Origin of the sequence: Kiloniella majae (assembly GCF_002118315.1) — a bacterium.
Taxonomy (GTDB): Bacteria; Pseudomonadota; Alphaproteobacteria; order Kiloniellales; family Kiloniellaceae; genus Kiloniella; species Kiloniella majae.
In genome coordinates this window covers 19,386-40,859 of sequence record NZ_MTSZ01000012.1, presented here as the reverse complement: position 1 = coordinate 40,859, position 21,474 = coordinate 19,386, and the positions used below count along the sequence as shown (strand labels likewise).

The window sequence follows — 21,474 nt, the reverse complement described above, 5'->3', positions numbered from 1 at the left end:
ATTTTTGCCCTTATCACTTCACCTAGGCTCAAGGTAAATCAGCGTCAATGTTGACCAACTGAGATGTGCAGGAGAGCAAAGTGGCAAGAAGACCCGGACGTCGAAACCGTGAAAGTCAGAGGACAGCAGAAAACAAACCATCCGTCGCACCAGCAGGAGCAATGGGAGGTCGATACAAACCACTTCTTGATCAAGAAGTTGACCGTATTTTGGAAGCAGCACTGGTCGTCCTGGAACGCACAGGTATTGAAGTTACCGAAAGTCCTTGTCGCGAAACCTTCCGCAAAGCAGGTTGTCGGATTGATAGCAGTATCAATCGCGTATTTATTCCGCCAGATCTTGTCGAAAAAGCCATGAGTACCATGGCCAACGAAGTTTTATTGGCGGGAAGAACACCAGAACACGACCTAAATCTCGGCAGTGCACGTGTATACATGGGAACCGGTGGTCAGGCCGTTAAGATGCTGGACCTCAATGGCAACGTTCGGGAAACCATTACCAGTGATAATTATCATATTGGTCGCCTCGTGGATAAACTTGATAACATCCATTTTTACATGCGCCCAGTGGTCTGTCGTGATCTTGAAAATGAAGACATTGATGTAAACCAGTTTTATGCCTGCCTAGCCGCCACAAATAAACATGTCATGGCAAATTCCTACCTTCCCGATCGGGTCAAAGATTTGCGAACAATGGCCAACATGATTTCTGGAGGCGCTGAGGCTTTTAATAAGCGACCGATCATTTCTTTTACCGCTTGCTGGACTGTTAGTCCTCTGCGCTATGCGATGGAAACAGTTGAAGTGCTTGATCAGGCAATTGAACATGATATCCCCGTCGTTATATCTTCTGCTCCACAGGCTGGCGCAACTTCCCCAGCGGCCCTTGCCGGAACATTGGTTCAGTTACTCGCCGAACAACTTTCCGGTATTGTCTATGTCAACTTGATCAAACCGGGCTTCCCCTTGATTATGGGCTGTGTTCCGGCGCAGGCAGATTTACGTACTGGCGCTTTTACAGGTGGATCAGGGGAATTTTCACTCTTGAATGCCGCCTGCGCCCAGATATCACAACACCTGCGTATTCCTATTTATAATTCATCCGGTATTTCTGATTCAAAAATTCCCGATGCACAAGCCGGTGCAGAAAAAAGCCTGACTGGCCTCGCCGCTGCACTGGCTGGCTCGAACTATATCCACCACTCAGCTGGTTTTCTCGAAAGCCTTTTGACGGTTGCTTACGAACAATACGTAATAGACAACGATATTAACGGCGCCATTATGCGTATGGTACGTGGTATAGAAGTAACTGATCAAACCCTTTCAGTGGATGTCATACATGATGTTTGTACCGAAGGCCCCAATCACTTCCTTGGGCATGCACAGACACTTGATCTGATGAACACAGAATACCTCTATCCCAAATTGATGGACAGAGCGACAAGAGACGATTGGGAAGCGTCTGGTGAGTTCGACTTACGACAAACAGCAATCGTTCAGGCCAAAGAATTCCTGGGTAATCATTGGCCCCAAACCTTCACCGATGAGTTAGACAACGATTTACGGAAGCAGTTCAATATTTTGCTGCCAAAATCTGAAATGCAACCAGATGGTTTCTGGGATCGCTTTCTATCCTGATTTACGAATAAAGATAACTTACCCCATAATAAAAGAGGGCAGAAACGCCCTCTTCTTATCATAAATTTTTCCACTGAAAGAAACGATCCGTTCAACCTCAATAAGCTAAGGCAGCTACCAGATGGACACGGTGATGTTCACCGCCATTTAACGCAGTATGATATCCACGGGTGTCCGTAAAATACACGGATCCATCAGCGGGTAGGTGCGTAACGTGATGATTAACGATAAAAAGTGCGCCCGGGTTCGTAACCAAGGGAATATGTAATCTTGGTTCCGGATCACGGTGCCACGAATTACAATTATACAAACCCTTGGAAAGAATACGCATTCGCCCTATGGGAAAACGGCGCGTTAGTTCCCTATGGACGGTTTCGAAATAGGTTCCTTTAAATTGGGGATTGAATTCAGAAAAAGCCCCCTCATCCACAAGATCTTCACGGGGTTCTTCTACATAACGATCATCCGCCCGAAGCCAATAGCGGCCAGATAAATCATTTGCAGTGGTCGTCGTTTCACCGGGGCGACGATTTAGAGGAATAGCAGCAAAACCCTGATCCTGCATATCCCCTTCAAAAGAGGTAATTTTCAACACCTCATCCAAAGCAACGCGCAATTTCTTGATATCAAAACTGAGGGATAGTTTTTCTATACCTGGCCCAGAAACAAAATGTGCAACAGAATCAGTAATCCGATCTTTAGCCATCCAGGCTTTCATTTGTAGAACATCAGGATCATTGGCCAACTTATCTCTAGGGTCCTGTAACTCAATAGTCATGATTAACATCCCGTGGGTTAAATTAGCTTATAAGCTCGCATAATATGCAAAAGAGAGCATAACGCCTTTTTTTCATTAGTTGATGCAAAAAACTGATCAATATACACTAGATATATTCTTGAGAGACAGAGTATCGATTAGCTTGGGGGATTAGTCTTAAAAATGCGCCGTACCATTCCGTCAACCATGGCACTTATATGTTTTGAATCAGCAGCCCGATACCAAAATTTCACTCAGGCGGCACAAGACATCAACCTGACCCAAAGCGCTGTAAGTCGACAAATCAACCTCTTGGAAGACTTACTGGGACAAAGGTTATTCGAGCGCGTACGACGACGTGTAAAGTTGACTGCTGCTGGCCAACACTATCTGCTGCAAATTCAACCCCTTTTAGAAAGTCTGGAAATTGCGACGATAAGAATGCCGGAATTCCAGACCATCAGTGGAGGCATAAATATTGGGACTTATCCAACCATGGGCTCGAGGTGGTTACTTAAGCATTTAATGAATTTTTCTACTGAATTTCCGGACATTAATACAAATACCATTACCTATCTCGACAACAAGCAGTTCGACCATAATATGATCGACATAGGTATTGTTCAGGGAGATCCGCCTTGGCCGGGATGTCAACACGATTACTTAATGCCCGAAGAATTAGCCGTTATTATCAGCCCCAAACTACTAGGTAATCAAAAAATAGAAGAAAATATTTTTTTATCCCATCGGTTACTTCAACATACAACGCGTCCTCAGAGCTGGGATATCTGGTGTCAAAGTGCTGATGTTAAAAAGCCCACCCCACAAAACACGTTATATTTTTCCCAGTTCGAAATGATCATTGAAGCAACGGTATCTGGTCATGGCATAGCAATCTTACCCCTTGTCCTTATTGAACATGAACTGGCAGACAAACAATTGATTCTAGCGCATCCACACATCGCAAAGCCTAAAAGTGCCTATTACCTCATTTCTCCAAGTACAAAAGCCAATACGAAGAAGGTTCAAGCCTTTCGTGATTGGTTATTATCACAGACGCAATCACTTTAACTATTCTCTTGGAACTATTCCCTTGGAACTGTCCTCGTAACTATGGCTGCGACTTCGCCTTAGCCACAGGCGGCGTTTTGTAGTGTTGTAGATAATTATCATTTGATACTTCTGGCGTTAAATCAAACAAGCGTCTTACTTCCGCTAATTCCATAATACCACCGGGGTTAAAGGCAACCTTTGCATCAGCTCTCATTTTCATAGCACCAAAATTAAAGTTGCCCTGGTGATTTTCCCGCACCAACTGGCGAATTTCATTTAAAACCATTTCACGCGCCCCCGGAAAATCTTGCCAGACTTCAAGCTGCTCAGCAGTTGGGCGGTTAATTAAACGCTGAACATTACGAGCATTATCATAACGTTGACGTGCCGTTCTGCCATGCATGGCAACAATACCGCCTGGGTCAAGGACAACAACACGCCAGCGATCTGTTCCCTTTAGTTTCTCAAAGGAATAATTATCAGGCTTCACATCCAGCCAAGCCAGACCACGGCGGTTCAACTCCCTCAACGCCTGATCCAAAGCAAGAGATTGTCCTTTTGTCATTTCGCCCCCCTGCTCTCTCATGATTTGTTCGGCTGTACCACGTTCCATTCGTTCATTGATTTCTACTGATTGGGTGTCTCTTACTTCAAAATATTCAGTACTCGTCTTCGTAACATCGAACCGGGCAAATCTTTGAACAATCCGGATAAACCGCGTATCAACAAGCTTTTCCAAAGCAAATCGGCCAAATTCATCAAGAACTCTTGCATCCCATTTTTCAGCAACAGTCACTCGAACGACACGAGCTTTATTTCCTGCGTGTTGGTATACATGACTGGTAGAGCCACTTCCCAGGTGTTTCCCGAGGGGCAGGAAGTGTTCGGCCCCACTCGGGTCCGTGAAATTAAACTCGGTTTGCGCCTTTGCCGTTAGGTCCGGGCGCGAAACATCGACCTTGATAACTTCACTACCCATTACCTCACTACCGGGGGCCTTTGGTACTTCTGCAGCAGGAGCTTCTACGGCAACCTTCTCAACCTTAACGGGCTTATTGGTTTGAGGCGCTGTGGCTTTATCTGGGTCAACATTATCATTGGCAAATTCCAGCTCCCCGCGCTCGCCTTTAGGATTGTTAGACGCAACTTCCCGCAACCCGGAAGTTTGGTTATAGAGGGCAGCCGTTAAAATATTCGCAGCTTGCTGAATATCTGACAAATAACGTTGCCCAGCCTCATTATAAATGGCTTCTTTTTCTGCGTCAGTCAGCTCCCGATTAAGCTCTTTTGCCCGCGCATCAATTGCTTCTTGTGCCAATATCTCTTTGACCTTATCGATATCAGCACGATTGTCATTCAACTCGACAGTTTCCCTGACAATCCTTCCCAATGACCCCAGCTTTAATCCGGCAATCTGTGCAGCATCCAACGCCCTGACAAAATACTTCGCGCCTTTCGAAGCCAGTTTGGACGGATCACCGGAATGCGTAATTTCATGGAGCATATGAGCAATTTGCTCAAAATAGGATTGACGTCCTTGTTCTGGCGTTAGTTTGATTTTTAATTCAGGCGCTGTATCAGCAAGCAAACTTTCTGCTGTAATAGATCGTTTGGCAGCTTGTATCGTAAAGACCACATGTTCAATGGCGGCTTGAGTATAGTATGCCTCTTGCGCAAAATAGAGTGCCTTTGATTGCGCATTCCGTAACTTCTGTCGCAAGCTTTCTTTCTCAGCACCCGACGCTTTTTCAAAAGCCGTTCTCAATTCCAGAATATCTTTGAGAGCACTTTCATATAATCTGTTTTCTGCAGTAATCTGCAAATCGACTTCCTGTATCGGATTTTCCTTATCATTTCGAAGTCGCTCTTTCTGAGCCTCAATAGCATCACGATATTCAGTATTATATTTCTCTGCCAACCTCAGAGCTTCGACAACTTCGGCCCTTTTACTTTCCGAAGTGTTTTCAAGTATCCATTTCTTATGCGTGTCCCAGGCTTCTTTTGGTAATGCTTTCCTTGCTGAGAGATGAGCAAAAGCATCCTGGAAAAGAACATCCCCCTTTCCGGCCTCAATCAGGCTCTGGATAGTTTCAGTATAAGCGTTGGTATCAAGTACCAAACCAGTTTCTCGTCCGCCGATTTCACTGGCAAGTTTCCAACGGTTGGCAAAACGGGCATTAAACAGAATAACCCCTAAAGCGGCTTTCGGACCAACAAAGCTGATATCATAATCGCTTGTCAGATTTTCAGAACCAAAGGCTTGAACTTCGCCGCCGATTTCCTGAACAATTTCATTGGCGAGATTATCAACAATCTGACGACGAAGGTTGACCAGCTTACGCATGTCATGGGCTGACAGATTACCATTCTGATAATCTTTACGGGCAGCGTCCCAATTCCCGTTATAGGTCTCCATCAGGATCTTTGTCGGTTTATCAACAAAGAGAAGCCAATCAACATATTCTATATGGCGTATCTGTGCTTCCCGAAGTTGACTAACTTTTGTTGTCGGTCCTGTCCCCGGCACAGGTGGTTTGCCAATTGTCTCTAACCAGCGATTAATTCTCGCTTCATTCAGTCGTTGTAACGGAGATTTATTTTTCCCTTCAAGAACTTTACCCGTTCCCTTTAACAAGACGATTGTCAAAAGATTCCCCAGGTAATCATCCTGACTAATCTGATTACCTTCTAACAAGCCGTTCAAAGCGGTTAGTACAGCAGCCTCACCGAAAATGGCCGTCTGTTTCAGTATGCCCGCCAGTTGCTTTCTGCCAATGTGTTGCGCGGCTTTGGCTACGCCTTCAGATCCCGCCCCAAATCCTTTTAAGGCACCTATAATCAAAAGGTTATGAGCATATTCTTTCAACAGAGTTTCACTGGACCAATATCCCTCTTTCATTAAAAGAGCTGGATCCAGAGCAACCTGTGCAGTTCGGTTCAAAAATGTAAAGGCCCCGGCCTCCAAGGCCAGTCCTGTGCCATAGGCAAGGGCTTTCCCGCCAAGAGAACGTACAGCACCTGCAGCCAGTACTTCAGCCGTTGCCCAACGTCCAAACTTTCCGGCCACACCACCGGGTATCGCAATTGTCGCAAAAAGTTCACCAGCTTGCTTGGCATTCAGGAAACGATCAATTGTAGCAGCTGTTCCCGTTGTTGTTGTTTTGACAAATTCACTACCAACTTTCGTCGGGTCCAATACTATTTGTTTAGGAATGGTATAAACCCCGTCTTTGAGGAAACCATGTGTCCTCAGGACTTCTTTATCTTTCTCACTTAGCTGACTTGGAAGGTTATGCCCTGCACGGATCAGTGCAATATTGAGTTTCTGGCTTTCTGCGATCACTTCTTCCAGCTCGGCCTGAGTATCACTCATCCCACCAAGAAGATTTGCTGCCCTTGCAGGTCCAGCTTCGTACCATTCAATATGCAGATAGCTCACAAAGCTATCGAGCTCTCCGGCCAAGGAAGCTTCCCGTAGAGGAATCATGGCACGGAATAGGCGTTGTGCATCCTCATCAATCAAAGCGGCCTGATACTCTTCAACCAGTAATCTTTGTTGATTTAAAACAATCCGGCCTTCCAGCTCATTTGCGGCCCCCTTCATCAAGCGGCCTGTTTGCCCCAGTTGCTCAAACATCTCCAGCAGTGGATTGGAAGTCCCGACCAAAGCCTTGAGGTATTTAGCTTCTGCAGTTATCAACTTCTCATAAAGCTGTCCGCGTTCTGACCTGCTCCGCTCCGGGTCTTCGTTAATCAGATCGGCACGACGTTGATCAAGATATTTAAGCTCGGCATCATCCATTGCCATCACAAGCCAATGATTAAGGTATTTCTTTTCATTCGCTTTATACTCCCGATCTCTCGGTGTGTTCTTATGGTTAGCGAGCGTCTTTTCCCGTAATCCACGCCCCACGGTAAAGTTGCCCAGGTTTTTACGTTCTTCCCATATTTTATCAGCTGATTTTCCATTGGCATACACACCGGCAAGAGTGCGCTGTATGGTGGTAATTTGCCATTCACGGTGATTTTCAGGCAGGAAAGAACCATAGTTCATGCCGTACATTCGATAGTCAGGCGGCGTGAAATTGCCGGCATTTTCAATATAATAATCCTGCATCCCATCCCGAAGAGATCGTAAACTATTTAGTTGGGTAATCTGTTCTTCCAGATTGATCTTGGTTGTTTCGTTGTCCCTGAGAACATTCCCCAAACCATCAAAGGCTTTTAAAATTTGAGCTTCTTTTTTATTGATATTATTTGTCGCGGCGGAAACCAGTTCCGTCATCTTTTTAACACGCTCCTCAGGTGGTACAGATAATAGATCTAGCCTGATTTTAAGTTGAGCGAGGGTACGAATTTCCAGGTTTATTTGACTTAGACTCCGAAGGTGCGATGCTTTCTTTTCTTTTACGCGGGCTTGCTTGGAAGCAGTTGCAATCCTTTCCTTAAAGTATTCGTCGAGTTTCGTATTAACCGCTTCGCCTGTTGCCTTAAGAAATTGTGCAAAAGTTTTACGTTGCTCTTCTGTTAACTCCGGATCTTGGGATCGCATGCGAACACCATCCAAAAGACGCGTTATTTGTCGAAACCCTTGCCCTATTTCTTGGGGACCATGTTCATTCAATAGTTTTGTGATTTGCTTTTTGAGTGCATCTTCGGCGATATCATATCTTCCTGAGCGAATAGCACTGCGGGCTATATTTCCCAATTCACTGGCATAGGTCGTGTTTTTATCAAGGCTTGCTTGCCAGGCAATGGCTTTATCAACTTCCTGTATCAAGCGATTACCAGAGGACATGAGAGCTTTTTTATACCTGTCCCCAAGCCCTTCGGTCGCCATAAGGCGTTTTTGAAACTCTTGTATTTTCTTTTTCAGATCATTGTCATCCTGACCACTGCCAAGTCCGCTGGCCAAAACTGAAATTTCTGCAAAATCCAATTGTACTAAAAGACGCTTTTTTGTTGCTTCGTCAAAATCCTCTGCCTGTCTGAGTACGGAAATAAGCGTTTTAGCCTTTGCATACTCACCCTGCTCTACATATCCGTTCAACATGATGCTGCCAACTTCAGCACCAATAGTTACCGGAATATTGCCAAGTACTGATTTAATATCCTCGCCTGTTACCTCGGCCCCTTTCTTTGCCAATGTAACTCTTGCCTGAAGCGCTAGAAGCGATGGATCCAAAGGCTTTTTTTCTAATGCTTTAGAGAGGACAGATGCTGCCTCGGTGAGATTACCTTCCCGGAGTAATCTGTCAGCCCAATGAAGTGATATACCGGCAATGATTTTCGGATCTTTGTTTTGCTCAACAAATTCCTGTAATGCTTTTTCCCGTAACTTGCGCAGATCCACCAAATTACCCAGCTTCTCTTTCTCACTTTCGTTGAGGAAGCCGTAACGCCGTTCTATCTGCGTCACCAAATCTATTAAAGCGAGTGCTTTACTCTGATTGATTTTGGCATCTTCACTTTCAAGGTTTTTGAGCACATCCAAGGCTTCAGAAAGTTTACCTGAATTCACCAGATTACGAATTTGCTCTAGTCTTGACGCAGCATATTCCTTGCGAATTTGTGCCTGAGATTTTGATTGTTCAGAAGAGAACTGCTGCCCATAAACAGTGGCACGTAAATCATTTATACTAATAAGCTGTTTGGTGAGCGCCGTGGTTAAATTTGATTGTTCTCGTCCCTTTGGCACTGTTGTTCTGATAGTATGTAACAACTTTCTGCTATTGGTGTTTAGCTCAGCAAGAATAGAATTAAGTTTTTCTTTTTCTATTCCTTTCACGCTTTTGCTTAATCGGGTTAACTGACGTTCCAATTGTGCGATTAAAGGACGTAATTCTTTGGGATCTGCCCCCGGAAAACTGGCTAACTGAACCAGAGCTGACAAATCTTCTACCAATGACAAAGATGTTGCATTCGGCTTATTAAGCCCTTCATAACGAGATTTTATCAACCTCTCGCGCAACGTATCATACGACGCTTGTAAATAAGCTGTCTCATTCGTGTTAATGCCCTTTTTCCGGGTTGAAAGTATCTTGGACAGGAAATTAAGCCGCGGTAATTCATTAACAGAATTTTCTTTTGATTGAGAAACAAGCTCCCGATTGATGCGTTTAAACAATGCATCGATCAGAACGGCCCCATCTGGCTTGAGATTGTTATCGACCAATTCATCCAAAGCCTCGTCCAATATTTGTTCTGTGGCTTCTGCCCCAAATTTATGGGTTATCTCTGCAATAACAGATGGCAATATTCTCAAGGTAGGATCTTCTTTTGAGAAAGCTGGTAAAACATCTTTATTCAACCAGGAAACCAATGACTTAACGGCATCAAGCTCAGAGCGTTCCGGCGTGATATTTTCGCCTGTTGAATAACTCACGTTTGTTACCTTCAGTCGCTGTTTCTCTTTTTCCAATGCTGCTTTTTGTACTTCAAAAACCTGCGCCAGGTTTTCCTGCCCAACTTCCCTGTAATGCTTTGCCGCAGCATCAAAGGCTTTAATGTTTTCATCCAGACTTGTTTCCAAATTTTCAGGCTTCGCTTTTTTACGAGCAATCTCCCGTTGTTCTACAGGAGATTGCTTTTTGAGCTTCTCAGCTTGCTTCTTCAACCGTGCCTTTTCATCAGCCAATTGTTTTGACAGGGCATCCCGCCCAGCAAACATGGCTTCTCTTTGGTCCTCCAGCGATTTTAAAAGCCCCGGAACATTACTTCCCTCTGTCGCGCTCATCGTCTCTTCAATAGCTTCGATAGACTTATTCAGCGATTCCAGTGTTGTTGACAGTTCCTTGGTCTTCTCATTTTCCAGCGCAACAACAGGTATGGATGTTGGTCGAGGGTTTTCGTTAATCGGCAGGGGATCACTTCGCCCAAGAAGCCGGTCAATCGTATTAAGACCGCTTTGATTGTGCCTTATCTTTTCTTTATCAACGGCCTGTTGACGTTCCAAAGCCTTGGCGACTTGACTTCGGCTGGCTTCCAGCGCCTGCCTTTGTGATGTATATCCTTTGGAGAGACCTTGTTGATCGCTTTTATTGAGCGCCTTCTCTACTGTTTCAAGAGATGCAATATTAAGATCCAAACTGGTAAGTGCCTGTTTGAGTTCTTCCGTTTCTTTTGATCCTTTCTTGGTTCTGGTTTGAACCCGAAGTATTCCTTGTTTTAATTTTTCGTTCTCTCGATCCAGTTTAACTTCCAACACAGCACGGGTTGTAAAAAGTGCCTCACGTTGCGCGCTCAATCCCGTCTCTAACCCCGGAAGTTTATGCCCTCTTGCCGCAATCATACTCCCTTCGACAGCTTCAATATTGTCATCAAGTCCAGCTATCGCGTTTTCCAGCCTGATAACTTCCTTGCTCTTTTGTGGCCTTATGGGGTTTTCCAACCCTGCGACCAGATTATCAGCCTCGTTATTTAAGTTCACACGCGTAGAATCTTCACCCTCATTTTGTAATGCACCCGCGAGAACAGCACCTGTTACTCCCCCTATACTTCCAGCAATGGAGCTCAATAATTTTTGATCTCTCGATAGTAACTTTTCTACGGTACCTTGCCCCGATTTATCAGGGTTAGAGGGTAAACCAGCCAAACTCACCTTACGGTTTGTTGCTTCCGCAACCTTTCTTCTGTTTTCTTCAATCTCTTTAAAGGTTTTGACCACCTGATCCCGTGCTGTATTCCACGTTATAGCCCCACCACGCGTCATAGGTTCAGGGGTAAATTTACCATCCTGCATTTTACCCTGAACGCCTAATTCTCCGAGCTTGCCCACGACTTGTTTTTGTTGAGAAAGAATTTGATCCCGTTGATAGGCCAAAACTTCGGTATGTTGTGCCTGTTGAGCGGTTAAACCGGCCTTGGCATTAAAATCGGCAAGCTTGCGGTTAACACTATCCAGTTCACTCCCCAATTTAGCGAGTTTCATCTGTTGATCAGCAACCGCCGCAACATTGTTGCCAAAGGCTTTGCGATCTACTTTGCCATCTGGGCCTCTCGCCAATCCATTTGCAAGATCTGTATTATGTAATCCTACTTGTCGACTAAAGATATCGACTTCGACATCAGGTAACAGGCCACGCATTTCCTTGCGAACTTCATTGGCTTGATTACGCAACTCTGTTGATCGCATTCCCTCGCTGTAATTCTGCAAGTTTTCATTTGCTTCATGAAAAGCAGCTGTCGCTTTTAAAAGTTTTGCGCGATTGGCAGCAACCTTTTCTCTCAGTGCTTTTGGCCCTGTGAAGGTTTTATTCATCTGCTCGCGAAGTTCTTCTTCGGAACGCATACCGCTTACGTCAAAATCTATGTACTCCGTATCACCAGCTTCAACCAAAGCCTGTTGCGCTTTTTTAACCTCATCCAACGCATCACCAAGCACCTGATTTCTGCGGTGTTGTTCTTTTATTTCTTGCCTGTAACGGCTGTCCTTGTCCTTATTTTCTTGGTTGATATCATCTTGGATTTTATCGAGTTTATCAGCCAGTTGACCAAACTTTGCCAAGCTATCAGCTGAACCACCTTTGGGAATGTCACCCGATGCCAAGGCTTTATCTGCAGCCTCAAGTCTTTCTAATGCTGAATCAAACTGTTCACTGACTTTCTCCAGCTCTCCTACGTCCATCCCCTTGATTGATTTTGCTTCATAGAAAGAGTTCATAAACTCATTGGGGATATCACTATCAATATTTGGCCCTATTGGTGCACTTAAATGCCCGTTAGCCTTTTGATGCTTATCGAAAGCCTGTTGTGCTTTTGCCAACTCTTCCCCAAGCCCCAAAGCATTCGCTTCCAATGTAAAAGCAGCTTCTTTGGCCTCAGCTTGGGCGGCTTCATTTTTTTCAAGCAAACCTTCCAAGCCACGCATTTGTTTTCTTAGGTCATTGGCTTCATTCTCGGTAATCCCTTTAGTGTGTTTTTGCCATTCTGCCTTTTGCCTAAGATCAGACATTGCGCGACGAATTTTTTCTTCCTGTACAGCCAGATTCTTGATTTTTTTATCAGACTTGTGTTTTTCAAATTCGGCATCATTCATCCCGAACTTGCGATCTTTCATATCCTCAACGGTCTGTACTGCTTTCTGGTGTTCCTTCACGTCTTTTCTGAATTGCTTGGCTTCTTTTTGCAAAGCTGTGCCACTATTGCGATGTGTTGCCTTGTCAGCCTGATTTTCTGCACGCAATTTACGTATATTCTGACAGGCAGAAGAGCGACAGTTAGGATCACCATCCCGGCGCATTTCCTGCTCTATTTCACGAAGATTTTTGTCTTCACGGTCAAGGTCTTCTCCGTCCTTTTTATGTTTCTCTGCCTTTCGCTTCAGTTCTTTGTTCTTTTTTTCCAGCTCTTTCCGTTCTTCTTCCAGTTTCTTTTCAGCATCTCTGCGCGCTTTGTATTTTTTATCTTTTTTCTGACGCTCCAGCTCTTCTTTCAGCTTCCGTTGTTGTTCTTCCAACTTGGCTTTGAGTTTTTCTTTGCGCTCTTTCTCTTCCTGTATTTTCTTTTCTTTTTCTTTCTGCCTTTTGTCCTCTTCCGCAGCAGCATCTTCAATATCTTTGGGATCGACTTTTATCTCTAAAGTATTCTCTCCAATCATCGCCAAAGAGTTATTGGCTGCAGTGCGCACCATGTCACCGACTTGTGAAATAAGGCTATTGAGATTAGGGCCAGACCATTCGCGCACGGTATCAATACTTGTTATAGGCGCGACATCTTCACGAACCAGATTACGTTTAGCCCGCTCTTCCGACGCCTTACGCATGGCTGTAATTTGCTCCAGCGTCATCCCGGGCGGCTCTTTTTCTTCCTCATGATGAACAACATCACTCCCACCAGAAGATACCTCTTCTGATGTTTCAGAAGTAGCCGCAACTTCCTCCGTCACCTCTTCTGAAGTTTCTTCTGTTGCCTCTTCCTCTTTGGCCACAGCTTTCGCTGAACTGTCATCACCTGATGCTTCTGTTGACGTTTTCGCCCCGGTCGATGCCGTCGATGTATCAACCGATTCAACTTTGGCTGACACACTTGGTGCCTGCGGAGCTGTTTGAATAACGGCTGGACTTTCGAGAATAGGATTGTTTCGAATGAGTTTTGATGTACTGGGAGCAACATAAGGGACAGTTGTACCCTTGCTCACACTTTCAGTTCTGGTCGTAGTAGGGACCGGTGCCTGATAGACCGTCGTATTTGTAGAGGTTGTACTCGTGGTAACGCCACCGCTCGTCTTTGTTGTCGTCTCTGTTCTGGTCACAGTACCTGTAACACCCGAAGTCATCCCCGGGGTACCCGTTTGTATCGGCATGGCAAGCGGCGCACTGTAACTTTGTACATTATAGGACGGTATGGGGGTTTCTGTTACTGGCCCATACGGTAACACAGGGCGGTAAGGTTGAGTGGGGCTATAGGGAGAAACGTAGCCCTCGGCTTGCCTCGCCTGCGTCGCTTGGCCTGCTTGCGTAGCTTGTCGCGCATAACCACCGCCCGGAACAGTTACCTGACCGGGTGTAAAAACGGTATAACCCGGATTTTGATAGATTGGCGTTTCCGTACTTTGGGACAAAGCCGACGAAAGTGGCCAGGATAAGACGCAACTCGTTGTAATGACCACAGCACCATAACGTATAGTTCGCTGTAATTGTATAGAAATACCAACCATGTGGCTTCTCCCAAAACTACCCGGGAGGAGAAAATTCAATCGTTTTTACTGTTTCATTTTAATTATTTTAATCACGTATTGAATTTCAGTTCAGCTAAAACTTTTCCCCGGATAGAGCTTGCCTTTTACAAAGGCGATTATTCAGATCTACCTGACAATAACAATGATATCTCCACGCTGCGGGGTATCGATATCAAGAGGTACAAACCCACCAAAAGAAAGTTTCGCCGTAACATCCGTAACTGTAACTAAACCCAACTCTTTCTTACGGATCATCAATACTTCGCCTGTCTGCGGGTCCGTCAACTTTTTGATGACACGCTCAACCATAAACTTATCGTTTGCGCGGATACCGGAATTAGATCCCGCATTGATATAGACTTGCCCTTCGTCAAAATCGACAACGCGCCCTGTCCAAGCAACAGAATTACTTTTCGCGGCAATCATTTGCACTGCACGTGTAATTGCCTTACGCGTCGCTTCACCCAGAGGAGTTTTAAGGAACTGGTTCGTTCCCATACTCACTCCTTTATAACCAAGAGACAGATCCCAGGACGAGTTATCAATCGGTTCAGAAACACGATATACTTCTTCAACCTGTGATGTTGTTGCATTCACAAGACGAATATCCATCGCCACTTTGCCCGAAGCAGATTGGCGAGATAAAGCACCGCTAAAGAGATTACCGACATTCCCCCCCGAAAGCCCAACGCCAAAGCCACCACCTTCGTCCTGATCACCAAACTCGGTGACGGATCCATAAATCAGGAAATTCAACCCCGTTACCTGCCCAAGTTCCGGCCCTGTCGTGGGATTGGTAACATTTTGGCCTTTCATTTGCTGCTCAGCCAAAACCTGCTGCACATTGGCCCTCTCAACGACAATAAAGCGACCTGATTCAACAAGGGCTGATGTCATCATTGCTGATAACCCGCCGCCAATATCCCAATCACCATATTTTTGCTCAAACGACCCCACAGCATCAAACTTCCCGACACTGACAACACGCTTGGGACCCGCAATCTCCTGAACAGATTCCGTTAATATGACAACTTTCTCGGTATCATCGTTTGTTGTTGATTGCGCATGTACAAAAGACTGAGGTGAAATCAAAAGAATAAAAAAAGAGAGAAAAAACACATAAATTCTTGAATAGTTACAAAACCAGAGACCGGACATCTGCACGTTGCCTTTCCACACCTAATAGTCTTGACAGACTGATTAATTAGCTTAATCAGCTATCCAAGAACCGTTTGACTTATCGATTTTATAGCGTTCGACTAGTGACCCCTCGACGGTAACAACTTCGGCCGTGATAAATTTCTCATCTTCTTGGATCTTACCAACCTTCAAGCGCTCATTGCCGTTAATCATCAACTGATATTCAAGCAATAAACGGACAGCTTTTTCAGACGGTCCCGCCGGACCATAAATATTATTTGAAGAAGGACCAGCAACAGGAGAAAGAGCGCGTGGCAACGTAGATGGTGGCGCGCTTAAAGCATTGTTTGTCTGTTGTGTTTCGGAAAGCGACCTAACAATGTTTGATAAATTATTGATCTGTTGGGATAAGGCATAATAGTCAATCTGCCGATTACGAGGATCACGATATATATTCTCATAGCCCAGTTGAGATTGTACGCGTGCCTTTGAAGCCTCTCTTAATTGCTGAGCTTGGTAATGTTGACGTTCTTTTAAACTGACGTCGTCAGAGAATGTAACCGTGGAAAACCCAACGCACTGAACCAGATATAAAAAAACAGCGCCTGACAGAACTACTTTTTTATCAGTTACAAAACTCCTGAATTCAAGTGGAACATCCATTGATCTTCCAGACATAAAATTGCGGAGGTTTGGCTTTTATTTGCCCTTTATTATACACAAAGAGGTTCTATTTTCAAATGCGTGTTCGCGACCTCTCAAACTTGTGACCACACTGCAGTACACAAAACATCAGACGTAAATCATACTTGTCACTACGAACTCCCCATAAACTTGACAAAAAAAGAGAGAGCCAAAACTCTCTCTTGTAAGTTACGACAGGGTTAATTCTTACTTAAACTGTTCCCCCCAACGATCCTTCCAGAGTTGCAAGTTCCTGACCGCCGGCCATCATATCCTGTAATTCTTCTGGCGAAACGTCACCCCGACTTGCAGTTCCAAATGTTTTGCCTCTGTTAAGAACCGTAAAGCGATCACCGACCGCCATAGCGTGACGTACGTTATGAGTGATGAAAACAACGGCAACCCCAAGTTTTCGCACCATATTAATTGTCGCGAGAACATTTGATGTCTGACGAACCCCCAGAGCAGATGTTGGTTCATCCAAAATGAGAACCTTCGCCCCGAAATATACAGCACGGGCAATAGCAACCGTTTGGCGCTCGCCCCCCGACAAAGTCCCCACGGCTTGGTCCGGTCCGCGGAGGTTAATGCCCATCTTACTCATTTCAGCCATCGTAATTTCATTGGCACGCTTATGATCGAAGAACTTAAGAGGGCCAATATTACGGATTGGCTCGTTCCCCATAAAGAAATTTCGACTGACAGACATCAAAGGGATCATCGCCAAATCCTGATAAACCGTTGCAATACCGGCAGAGATCGCATCACGTGGTCGTTGGAAATTCATCGGCTTGCCCTCAAAAAGGATTTCTCCTTTTGTAGCCTTATGAACGCCTGACATGGTTTTAATAAAGGTGGATTTACCAGCCCCATTATCACCCAACAAGCAATGGCACTCTCCCTGATGCACATCGACAGATACACCAGCCAACGCAATCACAGGGCCAAAGTGTTTTTCGATATCTTTCATCTGAAGAATAGGTGATGACATATTATCTCTCCCCCGTAATCATACGGCGGATATAGGTATTAAGCACAACGGCCAGAAGCAGAATAATACCAAGGAAAACCCGAAACAAAGAGCTTTCGACACCAGCAAAGAACAGTCCTTGCTGCACCACGCCAAAGATCAAGGCACCAAGTGCAGCACCCAAGACAGAGCCATATCCTCCAGTTAGAAGTGCCCCCCCAATCACCACAGAGATAATCGCTTCAAACTCTTTCAAAACGCCTCTGTCAGCGCCAGCAGAACCAAATTCCATCACCTGGCAGGTTGCAAAAACGGTGGCACAGAAAGCAGTAAACATAAACATCAGGATTTTGACACGGCTAACAGGAACACCGACATAACGGGCAGCCTGTGCATCGCCACCTGCAGCAAAGATCCAGTTACCAAAACGGGTTTTTGTCAGCAGAACGTGACCAAATATGATCAAGCCAATAGCCCAAACCACCAACATAGGCACACCATCAACAATCGGCTGTCCAGCCTTCACACCACGCTCAAATGTAGCGATAAGTCCTGCATCACCTAGCCACTGGAATAAACCTGTCAGTACTTTTCCACCAAAAAGGCTTGCGAGCCAGTCACCTTCGGCAACATCACGAATGCCCCCGATAATGGTTTTACGCTCAATTGTTTGTGGGAGAAAAATAGTAAAGCCACGAAGAATGAACAATAGCGCCAGGGTCACAATAAAACTCGGTAATCCGGTTTTTATAACAATGTACCCGTTTAAGGCCCCAATTCCCATACAAAGAACAAAGGTAACAATGATTGCAAACCAGATCGGCCACCCTAACGTAACGCCAAAAATGGCAATCATCATGCCTGCAAACCCGATCATAGATCCCATTGAAAGATCAAATTCACCGGAAATCATCAAAAGACATGCACCAACAGCAATAATAGCAAATTGTGCCGAAACAAGTGTCCAGTTCAGGATACCTTGCGATGTAAACATCCCGGAATCGAAAGCCGTCAGCAGAAAGAATGTAAACACAAGAACGGTTCCACACATTCCCCCTAATTCGGGACGAACCAGTGCTTTCCGTAAAGAAGATCTCTCTTTTATTCTTTCATCAGCGACAGGCGCGGGAGAAGGGTTGCTCGTGACCATAAAGAGCCTCATCAATAAAAAATACGCAGAAACGACCACACAAAGGTGGCCGTTTCTGACTTAGCGTTTTAGCGATATTCGCCTGCGAATTTTTCAACAAGTTCCAGACCATCAGCTGTTACAAAGCCCGGACCAGAGTTGATGTTATTCCCCGGCAACACACCATAGCGGTCATAGTTTGTCAGAATAACAACAGGCAGATAAGCCTGTAGGAATGGTTGCTGATCAATACCCCACTTGATGATACCAGACTTAATGCCTTTGACAATTTCATCGCCCAGATCAAAGGTACCGAAGTAAATATCACCCGCCATACCATTTTCCTGCAACGCCAAAATTGTTGGATCAGCAGAGGTTGGGCCAAGCGTTAGAACTGCGTCTGTATCAGGATTGGCTGCAAGATAAGCCAAGACACGATTTTTGATTTCAGCCGGATCCTGACCACTATCAATCATGGAGCTACCAAGCGGAACACCTAGGCCATCAGCAAAACCACGGCAACGCTCAGCAACAACTGTGTTCGAAATCACGTGGTTAACACAGACAAAGGATTTTACACCATCAGACTTGGCACGAAGCCCCGCAGCATAGCCAGCATCATATTCTGGTTGCCCCACAAACATCAAAGCCCCAACTTCACGGGTTTGTTCTGCAGTACCTGAATTCATAATGATGACATTAATGCCTTGATCCACCGCCGCACGGATTGGACCACTTAGAACATCGTAATCGGCAAGAGTTGTAATAATACCGTTCGGGTTAGAGGCCGCAGCCTGTTCGATAATACGTGCCATATCGGCAAGATCACCGGTCGGTGGGTTACGATATTCTACAGAAACATCCATTTGCTCCCCGGCAAGGGCAATTCCATTTTTAATTGTGTTCCACCAGCTATCACTGTCTGGCGCATGGCTGACCAGAATGTACTTTTCCCCTTCAGCCGAAGCCGTTGTTGCCCCGAGTAACGGTGCAACAACAAATGCTGTGGCCAAGACCAAACTTTTAAATAGTGGTTTCATTGTTTACTCCCTTTTTGAATGTTTTTTGTATTTTTATCCGTGGATAGTTCGTGGACGGTTCATGCCGTTTCTTTTTTCTTTCTTATCTTATTCATAGTTTTTTAATTTTTGCAACCGGTTGCAAAAATTAAAAAACTTTCGTACTGTTATTTCAGACTTTTTACGTTACACATAGGGCGATTACAGACCACTGGAGAACGGATTTATATGGCTGCAACGTTAAAGGAAGTTGCCAAACACGCAGGTGTATCCACATCGGCCGTGTCCAGAACCTTTACGCCAGGAGCTTCCGTTTCTGATAAAATGCGTCGGCGGGTCGAAAAGGCCGCTCGAGAACTTGGGTACAGCCCTAATCTTCTCGCCAGAAGCTTAACAACACGGCGCACGAAATTAATCGGACTGGTCTCAAATAACTTCCACAACCCTATTTTCCTTCAAGTCTTTGACCTCTTTACGCGTGGCCTGCAAGCACGAGGCCTGAGACCTTTGCTCGTCAATCTTTCGGATGAAACTGATCCAGAAAGTTCCATCCGTATGTTGAGACAGTATTCTGTTGATGGTGTAATCGTCGCCTCATCTACATTGTTGCCAGGCTTTGCAAAGGCCTTCAGGGATGCAGGAGTTCCGGTTGTCCATTCTTTTGGTCGTTATTCAAGCTCCCCTGAAATTCACGTCGTTGGGATCGACAACGTGGAATGCGGTCGGATGGCTGCCCGGGAGTTGGTTAATCGTGGTTATAAAAAAGTCGGATTTCTAGGCGGTCCTGATACAGCAACGTCCACTCAAGATCGCTTTACTGGGTTTAAAGAAGAAATAAATCTTCATCCGGAAATCGATTTTAAATACAGCTTTTCTGCGGCCTATTCATTTGATGCCGGTCGGGATGAAATGACGCGCCTTTTAGAACGATCACCTCAGGAAGCTTATTTCTGTGGAGATGATATTTTGTCAATCGGTGCGTTGACCGCCTTGAAGCTGGCAAATCTTTCCGCACCCCAAGACATTGGAATTATCGGTCTTAATGATATGGAGATGGCCAGATGGGAGAACATAGATCTGACAACAATCCGTCAACCCGTTAACGAAATTATTAACTCTTCTATCGAGTTGATCACCGCAATGCTTGATGATCCGGAGCGATATCCTGAATCACGTCTGTTCCCCTGTCGTGTTATAGAACGAGGGACACTAAGGCCCCTCGTCTAATTCATACTTACCGAAGTATTTCTTAGCGGAACATTGGTGGCCGGGCATCAACCCACGCCCCCTCTTCTTTGCCTGATTTCGCAACGGCGGCAACCGCAGCCATGGAACGCAAACCGTCTTCGGATTTCGGATAAAGGTTTGCAGCTGGGTCCACAGACCGTCCTTCTTTCTGTGCGCCAATAACTTCGGCCAAATCTGTATAGATGTTTGCAAAAGCAAGGGGCATTCCCTCCGCATGACCAATGGTCACTCGTGTTGCACGATCAGCTTCTGGAGAAAGATTTTCTTCACCACGCTCAATCGTTTGTAAACGTCCGTTCAACGGCATGTAATAGAGTTGGTTGGGGTGTTCCTGCATCCACTTAAGGCCGCCTTTTTCGCCAAAGACCTGAATAGTCAGGCCATGTTGGCGACCAATGGCAATAGACGATGTCCACAGACGCCCAACCGTACCCCCATTCATGCGGAAGTTTACCATCGCGTCATCTTCCAGAACCCTGCTCTCAATTAGAGAGGCGCAATCTGCCGATAGCTTGGTTACTTCCTGGCCAGTGACAAAGCTCGCCATATGTAACGCGTGTATACCACAGTCCGCAAACTGTGCTGAAACACCCGCTTGCTTTGGGTCATAGCGCCACCTTACGCGAGGATTATCGGCGTCCGCCGCATCGGCATGGTGTCCATGCGCAAACTCTGTCACTACCAACCTGACTTTGCCCAGATCACCACGGGCAATCATTGCCTTCATGTGACGGACCAGCGAATACCCGGTATATCCGTAGTTCACAGCACAAATTTTTCCGGATTTCCGGGCGATACGAACGATATCTTCGCCCTCTTCAACAGTCATTGTCATCGGCTTTTCGCAAAGGACATGATATCCGGACTCAAGAAAGGCTTTCGTTATTTCGAAATGTGTTGAGTTTGGCGTCGCGACGGTGACGAGATCAACACGATCTTCGCGCGCATTTTCACCCTGAAGCATTTCCCGCCAGTCACCATAGGCACGATCTGAAGCAACGCCAAGCTTTTGGGCATAACAACGCCCCGCTTCTGGATTATGGTCCAATGCGCCGGCAACAAAAGAAAACAGTCCATCAAGACCTGCACTCAGACGGTGTGCGGGGCCAATCTGACTACCTTCGCCACCACCAATCATTCCCCAATTAAGTTTTGTCAT

Annotated in this window: 11 protein-coding genes; 3 read left to right on the top strand and 8 right to left on the bottom strand. The window is 45.5% G+C overall.

What is annotated here, in order from left to right:
• Positions 1 to 80: 80 nt before the first annotated feature.
• Positions 81 to 1,637, top strand: coding sequence for a trimethylamine methyltransferase family protein (locus BKB51_RS20045; protein ID WP_158090294.1), 1,557 nt, complete (start codon positions 81 to 83; stop codon positions 1,635 to 1,637).
• Positions 1,638 to 1,734: 97 nt separating this feature from the next.
• On the opposite strand, the gene BKB51_RS20040 is transcribed toward BKB51_RS20045, so the two are convergent.
• Positions 1,735 to 2,415: a cupin domain-containing protein gene (locus tag BKB51_RS20040; protein WP_088245196.1), complete on the bottom strand. Its 681-nt coding sequence runs from the start codon at positions 2,413 to 2,415 to the stop codon at positions 1,735 to 1,737.
• 162 nt (positions 2,416 to 2,577) lie between these two features.
• Between BKB51_RS20040 and BKB51_RS20035 the strand changes: the two genes are divergently transcribed.
• On the top strand, positions 2,578 to 3,465 hold the full coding sequence (locus BKB51_RS20035) for a LysR substrate-binding domain-containing protein (protein ID WP_085902901.1): 888 nt from the start codon (positions 2,578 to 2,580) through the stop codon (positions 3,463 to 3,465).
• Between the two features lie 40 nt (positions 3,466 to 3,505).
• Here the strand turns inward: BKB51_RS20035 and BKB51_RS20030 are convergent, their stop codons facing one another.
• From BKB51_RS20030 to BKB51_RS20000, 6 genes are all read right to left on the bottom strand, one after another.
• The gene (locus BKB51_RS20030; RefSeq protein ID WP_125911890.1) at positions 3,506 to 14,104 is read right to left on the bottom strand and encodes a hypothetical protein; all 10,599 of its coding nucleotides are present in this window, start codon (positions 14,102 to 14,104) and stop codon (positions 3,506 to 3,508) included.
• A gap of 147 nt (positions 14,105 to 14,251) precedes the next feature.
• A complete protein-coding gene (locus BKB51_RS20020; RefSeq protein WP_085902899.1) occupies positions 14,252 to 15,283 on the bottom strand; it encodes a CsgG/HfaB family protein in 1,032 nt (343 codons plus the stop codon).
• A 51-nt stretch (positions 15,284 to 15,334) separates the two neighbouring features.
• Positions 15,335 to 15,928: a hypothetical protein gene (locus BKB51_RS20015; RefSeq protein ID WP_085902898.1), complete on the bottom strand. Its 594-nt coding sequence runs from the start codon at positions 15,926 to 15,928 to the stop codon at positions 15,335 to 15,337.
• 232 nt (positions 15,929 to 16,160) lie between these two features.
• Entirely contained in the window at positions 16,161 to 16,940 is a 780-nt protein-coding gene (locus BKB51_RS20010) for an ATP-binding cassette domain-containing protein (protein WP_085902897.1), read from the bottom strand.
• 1 nt (position 16,941) lies between these two features.
• Entirely contained in the window at positions 16,942 to 18,069 is a 1,128-nt protein-coding gene (locus BKB51_RS20005; RefSeq protein ID WP_085902896.1) for an ABC transporter permease, read from the bottom strand.
• A gap of 68 nt (positions 18,070 to 18,137) precedes the next feature.
• Positions 18,138 to 19,088 (bottom strand): sugar ABC transporter substrate-binding protein, encoded by a 951-nt coding sequence (locus BKB51_RS20000; protein ID WP_085902895.1) that lies wholly within the window; start codon positions 19,086 to 19,088, stop codon positions 18,138 to 18,140.
• Between the two features lie 207 nt (positions 19,089 to 19,295).
• Between BKB51_RS20000 and BKB51_RS19995 the strand changes: the two genes are divergently transcribed.
• Entirely contained in the window at positions 19,296 to 20,294 is a 999-nt protein-coding gene (locus tag BKB51_RS19995) for a LacI family DNA-binding transcriptional regulator (RefSeq protein ID WP_085902894.1), read from the top strand.
• Positions 20,295 to 20,316: 22 nt separating this feature from the next.
• Here the strand turns inward: BKB51_RS19995 and BKB51_RS19990 are convergent, their stop codons facing one another.
• Complete coding sequence (locus BKB51_RS19990; RefSeq protein ID WP_085902893.1) at positions 20,317 to 21,474, bottom strand: Gfo/Idh/MocA family protein; 1,158 nt, start codon at positions 21,472 to 21,474, stop codon at positions 20,317 to 20,319.

What these genes read in the sequence shown, in the direction of transcription:
- BKB51_RS19990 (WP_085902893.1), bottom strand. Translation starts at nt 21,474, where the DNA reads ATGACAAAACTTAATTGGGGAATGATTGGTGGTGGCGAAGGTAGTCAG.
- BKB51_RS20010 (WP_085902897.1), bottom strand. Translation starts at nt 16,940, where the DNA reads ATGTCATCACCTATTCTTCAGATGAAAGATATCGAAAAACACTTTGGC.
- BKB51_RS20020 (WP_085902899.1), bottom strand. Translation starts at nt 15,283, where the DNA reads ATGTCCGGTCTCTGGTTTTGTAACTATTCAAGAATTTATGTGTTTTTT.
- BKB51_RS20040 (WP_088245196.1), bottom strand. Translation starts at nt 2,415, where the DNA reads ATGACTATTGAGTTACAGGACCCTAGAGATAAGTTGGCCAATGATCCT.
- BKB51_RS20000 (WP_085902895.1), bottom strand. Translation starts at nt 19,088, where the DNA reads ATGAAACCACTATTTAAAAGTTTGGTCTTGGCCACAGCATTTGTTGTT.
- BKB51_RS19995 (WP_085902894.1), top strand. Translation starts at nt 19,296, where the DNA reads ATGGCTGCAACGTTAAAGGAAGTTGCCAAACACGCAGGTGTATCCACA.
- BKB51_RS20005 (WP_085902896.1), bottom strand. Translation starts at nt 18,069, where the DNA reads ATGGTCACGAGCAACCCTTCTCCCGCGCCTGTCGCTGATGAAAGAATA.
- BKB51_RS20030 (WP_125911890.1), bottom strand. Translation starts at nt 14,104, where the DNA reads ATGGTTGGTATTTCTATACAATTACAGCGAACTATACGTTATGGTGCT.
- BKB51_RS20015 (WP_085902898.1), bottom strand. Translation starts at nt 15,928, where the DNA reads ATGGATGTTCCACTTGAATTCAGGAGTTTTGTAACTGATAAAAAAGTA.
- BKB51_RS20035 (WP_085902901.1), top strand. Translation starts at nt 2,578, where the DNA reads ATGCGCCGTACCATTCCGTCAACCATGGCACTTATATGTTTTGAATCA.